The 6,332-nt window shown below is 67.5% G+C and carries 7 protein-coding genes; 4 read left to right on the top strand and 3 right to left on the bottom strand.

Features of this window, described 5'->3' with window-relative positions:
- Positions 1-851 precede the first annotated feature (851 nt).
- Complete coding sequence (locus tag AC4D12_RS16945; RefSeq protein WP_490951133.1) at positions 852-1,187, bottom strand: hypothetical protein; 336 nt, start codon at positions 1,185-1,187, stop codon at positions 852-854.
- Positions 1,156-1,617 (bottom strand): LLM class flavin-dependent oxidoreductase, encoded by a 462-nt coding sequence (locus tag AC4D12_RS16940; RefSeq protein ID WP_490951132.1) that lies wholly within the window; start codon positions 1,615-1,617, stop codon positions 1,156-1,158. The genes AC4D12_RS16945 and AC4D12_RS16940 overlap by 32 nt, the downstream gene beginning before the upstream one ends.
- Before the next feature lie 341 nt (positions 1,618-1,958).
- Between AC4D12_RS16940 and mscL the strand changes: the two genes are divergently transcribed.
- From mscL to AC4D12_RS16925, 3 genes are read left to right on the top strand one after another with little or no spacing between them, the layout of a single operon-like run.
- Positions 1,959-2,378, top strand: coding sequence for a large conductance mechanosensitive channel protein MscL (mscL, locus tag AC4D12_RS16935; protein ID WP_490951131.1), 420 nt, complete (start codon positions 1,959-1,961; stop codon positions 2,376-2,378).
- Positions 2,375-2,584, top strand: coding sequence for a hypothetical protein (locus AC4D12_RS16930; RefSeq protein ID WP_490951135.1), 210 nt, complete (start codon positions 2,375-2,377; stop codon positions 2,582-2,584). The genes mscL and AC4D12_RS16930 overlap by 4 nt, the downstream gene beginning before the upstream one ends.
- Positions 2,500-3,063 carry a Pr6Pr family membrane protein gene (locus AC4D12_RS16925; RefSeq protein WP_490951134.1) on the top strand — a complete coding sequence of 188 codons (564 nt, stop codon included), beginning with the start codon at positions 2,500-2,502 and terminating at the stop codon, positions 3,061-3,063. Before AC4D12_RS16930 ends, AC4D12_RS16925 begins: the two co-directional genes overlap by 85 nt.
- Before the next feature lie 19 nt (positions 3,064-3,082).
- Here the strand turns inward: AC4D12_RS16925 and AC4D12_RS16920 are convergent, their stop codons facing one another.
- A complete protein-coding gene (locus tag AC4D12_RS16920; RefSeq protein WP_490951130.1) occupies positions 3,083-4,567 on the bottom strand; it encodes an FAD-dependent oxidoreductase in 1,485 nt (494 codons plus the stop codon).
- A 95-nt stretch (positions 4,568-4,662) separates the two neighbouring features.
- Here AC4D12_RS16920 and AC4D12_RS16915 point away from each other — a divergent pair, with 95 nt between their 5' ends.
- Positions 4,663-6,330: a cryptochrome/photolyase family protein gene (locus tag AC4D12_RS16915; protein WP_490951129.1), complete on the top strand. Its 1,668-nt coding sequence runs from the start codon at positions 4,663-4,665 to the stop codon at positions 6,328-6,330.
- Positions 6,331-6,332: the final 2 nt, after the last annotated feature.

The raw sequence follows: 6,332 nt of genomic DNA, 5'->3' as shown, positions 1-6,332 counted from the left end.
TCGCGATGTGGGAGTGGGGACACGAGGATCTCACTGGGAGGCCGCGATGAGCCCGTGGGTGCGCCGTATCGCTCGTGGTGGATCGGTTCGGGTGGCCCTGCCGAGTGACGAGGTGGGAGTCTGGTCGGTTGCAAGGTAGGGAGGACCCGCGACTGTTGCGCACGAGGGCGAAGGTCCTCCTGGGCTCTACTCGCCAGGTGAATTCTTCGGAGACGTCGCAGGTTTCGCCGTAACTTGGCTCCTTGTCGCGAGTGCTGGCGTTCTCGGCGGTGGAGCAGGGCTTGTGGTATCCGGTGCTGCCATCGGTGGATGCCTCGGTGGAACTGTCGGAGAAGGCTCAAGTAACTACATCGACGGCGAAGATACGAGCTTGGGTGATGTTGCGGCTACTTGCGCTGTCGGAGCTGTGTCAGGCAGCTTGCTCGGGTAACCAGATCAGAGACCAGAACGGATCTCTCGAACGGTAGATAAGTGAGAAGGGCGGGTGATCTGAGATCACCCGCCCTTCTTCATGGGCGGCCCTCAGAGAAGGCCAACGGGTGTCACCCGGCGCCTGGTCTTACCTTCGACGAATCGTCGATAATCCATCTTATGTCGACTAATGTTGACGCGCGCCCTATTCGCTGCCGTTCGAGCTGATCTGAGCAAAGGCGGCCGTGAGGTCGTCGGCAACTGGCAGTGCCCGTTACTCCGCACCCGGCAAGCTTTCATACGTGTACACCCGGATTGGCTGAGATTCCTTCGCCGGAACGCGTGGAGAGTTCGCCTCCGGAACTGGTCGAGGCACCAAACCCAAGTGATGTGGACTAGCCCCCGCCAGCCTACCTGCTGAGCCCTTCACCAGAGGCCTGTCAGGCCGCGGTGAGCTCGGCGAGCAGTTCGTCGGACCTTGTTTGACCTCCCGGATCAGCCATTCCGCCACTGACCAGTAGTTCGTCGGCTCCGGTCCGTGTTTGCAGCGCGACAAGCTGCTGCACCACGTCCTGCGGCGTCCCGTGGACGGCGCTGGTAGGGCATTTTTCGACGAGCGTTCGTTCGCGGGTAGTCGAACTGTCATCCAGGGCGGGATCAAGCGGTGGGAAGTAGCCCTTGGTACGCGAAGTGGCCAGTGCGTGGGCCTCCGGCAACAGTAAGTCGCGGGTTGCGGACGTCGTGTCACTGACGGCAATGGTGAGGGTCGCCGACACGTACGGGTGGGACCACCACGACGGCGAGCCCGGCACGGGCCGCGATCTCCATGCTGTGCCCCGTGGCGAGGACGAACACAGGTAGACGCCCAGCCACCGGCGGTTGCGCGGTGATCGACGGCGACCCGTCGAGGAACTCGAGAAGTTCCTCGACGTCGTTCCCGAAGCGGCCGGCCTCCTTCGTCTCTGCTCGAAATGCAGACGGCACTGCCGGTGTGAACCCGAGTGAGCGGCCCACACCCAGATCGAACCGACCATCAAAGAGCAGTGCCAGGGTGGCAGCCTGTTCGGCGACCACCAGCGGCTGATGATTGGGCAGCATGATGCCCCCCGTACCCACGCGGATCGTCGAGGTTGCCGCGATGACGGCCGCAGCGAGGACGGCGGGAACAGAACCAGCAATCCCCGGTACCCCGTGGTGTTCCGCCACCAGAACCGCTGGTAACCCGACGTCTCGGCCCGCTGTGCTCGTTGTACGACGCTCCGCAGCGCACCCGCGGCGGACTGACCAAGGTGTAATTGGGCACGGTCGAGAATGGACAGGGAGGAGAACGGAAGCACACGCAGTGAACGGGACGCCAAGACTGAGCACTCCGCTCGTGTTCTCACACTCGTTGTGCTCGCCCCATCCGCACAATGAACCTTCCCCGGTCCTTCGGTCCGCGTGCCTGCCCGAGGAGGGGGAAGCTCACTACAGTTGATCCTGCACGGACAGCACTCATGCCTCACAGGTACTTCTCGCAGGCATCTCGCCACAAGGGGACGCATCACATGATCAAGGGTTTCAGGGACTTCATCCTGCGGGGCAACGTGATCGAACTGGCCATCGCCGTCGTGATCGGCAGTGCCTTCACCGCGCTGGTCAGCGCGTTCACGGCCAACATCATCAACCCGGTGATCGCCTCGGCCGGGGGCATCGACGCCGAGGGGTTCGGCTTCCCGATCCGCCGCGGCAATGACGCCACGTTCGTCGACATCGGCGCCGTGCTCACGGCCGTGGTGACGTTCCTCATCACCGCAGCCGTGGTCTACTTCGTGTTCGTGGTCCCGATGAACCGCGCCAACGCGCGGCTACGCACCCTCGCGGCTCCCGAGGAGCCCGCCGAGACCCCGACCCCCGTGGACATCGTGCTGCTCACCGAGATGCGCGACATCCTTCGTGAGATGTCGACGAGGGACGCTCGGCCATGAGCGCCGGCGCGGAGAGGACGGCCGCTCCCGCGGCCGGAACGGTCCCCGTCCGCGCGATCGTCCGGATCGGCGTCGCGGCGCTGGTGGCCCTCGCGGTCGTCTCCACGTATCTCGACACCGCATCCAGGGCCACCATCAACCCCTTCAACTTCTTCGGTTTCTTCACGATGCAGAGCAACATCATGGGGCGGCGGTCCTGCTGCTGACGGCCGTCCTCCAGCTGCGCGGAGTCCGTGATCCGCACTGGTTCGCACCGGCCCGTGCCGCGGTCACCACCTACATGGTCGTCGTGGGCGTGGTCTACAACCTGTTGCTCGCCGGGCTGGCAGGCGGTGTGGAGCTCGCGTGGGCCAACTGGGTGCTGCACGTGGCGTTCCCGGTCTACGCGGTCCTGGACTGGGTGTGCACCAGGGACCGCCGGCCGCTGTCCTACCGCGTCATCCGCCTGATCCTCGTGTACCCGCTCCTGTGGGCCGTCGTCGTCCTGGTTCGCGGGGCCACGGACGGGTGGGTGCCGTACCCGTTCCTGGACCCGGCCTCGGGGTACGGCTCGGTGCTCCTCTACGTGGTGGGGATCGCCCTGACTTTCGCGGCGTTCGGAGCGCTCGTCATCCTCGTCAGCCGCCGGGTGCCACCGCTCGGCCGACTCCTCGTAGGGCTGACCGGCCGAACCCGCCGGGCCTGATCGCCCGGTCCCGCCCGGATCAGCGGCGCGTGTCCGAGAGGTCCGACGTCGACGGACCCTCGAGCAGCGTGCCGTCCGCCGTGAAACGCGACCCGTGCAGCGGGCAGTCCCAGGACCGCTCGGCGTCGTTCCAGCTCAGGATCCCCTTCAGGTGCGGGCACAAGGCGGAGACGCGGTGCTGCACGCCGTCGACCGTGCAGATCCCGATGGGCCGGGCGCCCTCGCGGACCACCCGTCCCTCGCCCTCCGCAGGAGCGGAGGTGCCGGCCTTCGCGAGGCCCCCGAGCCAGCCGGACACCAGTTCCAGGCCCACGACGGCGTTCTTCTGTACGGTCTCGAGGGCGTCGGTCGCGCTGACCTTCGTGCGGTACAGCGTCCGTGCCCACGGCATGTTGCCCCCGAGGATCTCCGCGGACAGCGCGAGGGAGGCGGCGACGGCGTTGGTCATGCCCCACTTGTTGTACCCGGTGGCGGCATAGATGTGTCCGCCGCCCGCCGGGACCTTGCCCACGTACGGCACGCCGCTCGACGGCGTGTAGTCCTGCGCGGACCAGGCGTAGGCGGGCTTCGCGGTGGGGAAATACTCCTGCGCCCAGCGCGTGAGGTCGTCCACGCGCGCCTGGGTGGTGGAGCTGCGTCCCGTCTTGTGGCCGTTGCCGCCCACGATCAGGTACTTCGTGCCATTGACTGTCGCGGTGCGGAGCGAGCGCGTGGGCGAGTCGGCGCTGAGGTACATCTCCTCGGGGACGTCGTCGACCACCGTGAGGGCCACGCAGTACGAGCGCATGGGCTGGAGCACGGCGAAGTAGCCGCCGCGATCGAGGATCGGGATGCCCGTGGCGAGCACCACGTTCTTCGCCGTCACGGTCCCTGCGCTCGTGGCGAGTTCGACGCCGTCGTCCCCGGTCCTCGACACCCCCTTCACGCGCACGCCTTCGACCAGCGAGCCGCCGTGCCGGTGGAGCTCGGCGGCCATCCCCGCGAGCACCTCGAGGGGATGGAAATGTGCCTGGTCCCTCAGGCGCAGAGTCTTCCGCACGGGGAAGGGGAGCGATGCCGCCGCGCCGAGCTCGGTCTCGAGCCCGGCCGCCGTGCAGGCCTCGTGCTCGGCGACCAGCGCGCGGGCGCCGGTGTCCGTGGTGGCGTAGTCCACCGCGTCGCGGCGCTGGTAGGCAATGCCCTGCTCGTCGCAGAACCGCAGCAGCCAGCTCTGACCCTCACGGTTACCGGTGACATAGGCGCGCGCGAGCTCGTCGTCGTGGTGCTTCCGCACGGTGGAGATGCTGGTGCCCTGGAGGAGGGAGACCTTCGCGGTGGTGTTGCCCGTGGTCACGGCGCCCGTGGTGCGGGCCTCGAGCACGGCAACGCGGTGCCCGGCCCGGGCCAGCAGGAGGGCCGTGGTGAGTCCCGTCAGCCCGGCCCCCACCACTACCGAGTCGTAGGAGCCCGGCTGCAGCGTGTCCGTCGGGATGGAAGGAGCGGTGTCGAGCCAGAGCGATCGCATGGGGGTCCCTTCGGTGCCTGTCGGTACTCCTCACGCAATCACTCAGCATGCTGACAGTCAAGGAGTGCTGTCGGCGGCGGGCGCTAGGGTTGCGGATGTCGCTCGTCCACCACCGGAAGGCCCGCAGCGTGCACGTCCAACTCGTCCTGCCGCACCAGTTGTTCGAGGAGCACCTCGAGGCGTCCCCCGAGACCCGCTTCGTGTTCCTCGAGGACGATCTCCTGTTCCGGAGCCTCCGCTTCCACCAGCAGAAACTGGTGCTGCACCGCGCGGGGATGATGATCTTCGCCGAGCGAGTGCGTGCCGCGGGCTACGAGCTGGACTACATCGAGACGTCGGCCGACGCTCCGAGCCAGGACCGGCTCGCCGCCGTCCTCACCGACCGCGGAGCCACCACCGTGACCTACTACGACGTCGTGGACGACTGGCTGGACCGCCGCCTGACGCGCACGCTGGCCGCCGCCGGCGTCGAGGCACGCGTGCTGGAGACCCCCCAGTTCCTCACGTCCCGTGACGTCTTCGGCACCTACTTCTCCTCCCACACCTGGCGCATGCAGACCTTCTACGAGTGGCAGCGCAAGCGCCTCGGCATCATGGTGGAACCCGACGGCTCGCCCACGGGCGGGCGGTGGAGCTTCGACGCCGACAACCGCAAGAAGCTGCCGAAGAAGATCGAGCTCCCGGACCTGCCGACGTTCGAGCGGCCGCAGGAGGTGGAGGACGCCATCGCCTGGGTGCAGGAGGCGTTCCCTGACAACCCCGGCCATGCGGAATCCTTCAACTGGCCCGTCACGCACCGCCAGGCGTACGACGCCCTCGAGGCCTTCCTCACCGAGCGCTTCGAGCTCTTCGGTCCCTACGAGGACGCCATCGCCGAGGGTCAGACGTACCTGTTCCACTCGGCACTGAGCTCGAGCATGAACACGGGACTGCTGAGCCCGGGGGAGGTGGTGGATCTTGCGCTCGATTTCGCGGAGCGCCACGGGACGGCCATCGCGAGCGTGGAGGGCTTCATCCGGCAGGTCATCGGCTGGCGTGAGTACATCCGGGCGTCCTACGTGCTCCGGGGCCGTGAGATGCGCATCGGCAACACCCTGAAGCTCACGGCCGATCTCGACGAGCGTTGGTGGACGGGGAAGACGGGGCTGAAGCCCGTGGACACGGTGATCGCCCGGATCCTCGACACGGCCTACGCCCACCACATCGAGCGGCTCATGATCCTCGGGAACGCCGCGCTCCTCATGCGCGCCAAGCCCGACGCCGTCTACGAGTGGTTCATGGAGATGTTCATCGACGCCTACGACTGGGTGATGGTCCCCAACGTCTACGCCATGAGCCAGTACGCCGCCGGGTCCATGATCACCACCAAGCCCTACGTGAGCGGCAGCAACTACGTGCGCAAGATGAGCGACTTCAAGGACGGCCCGTGGTCCTTCAGCTGGGACGCCCTGTACTGGGAGTTCATCGGCGACCACCGCGACATCTTCGCGCGGAACCCGAGGTCGAACATGGTGGTGAGGCTGCTCGACCGCATGGACGGCGAGCGCCGCACGGAGCTGCAGCACGAGGCGGCGCGCTGGATCCCCGGGAAGGGCTCCACGGCCGTGGGGCGGCAGCAGGCGGACGCGCGCTCCGGTGTCCGGTCGCCCTCCGGGGCCCGGGCACCCCTCGAGGACGGCACGACGCCGGAGGCCGGCTCCCGCGAGGAGCGGGCGATGGCTGCCGGGAAGGAACCGGCGGAGGCCACGCTCCCCGGCCTATAGTC

This window comes from Arthrobacter sp. TJ-266, assembly GCF_058269115.1.
This window is presented reverse-complemented; position numbering and strand designations above follow the sequence as displayed.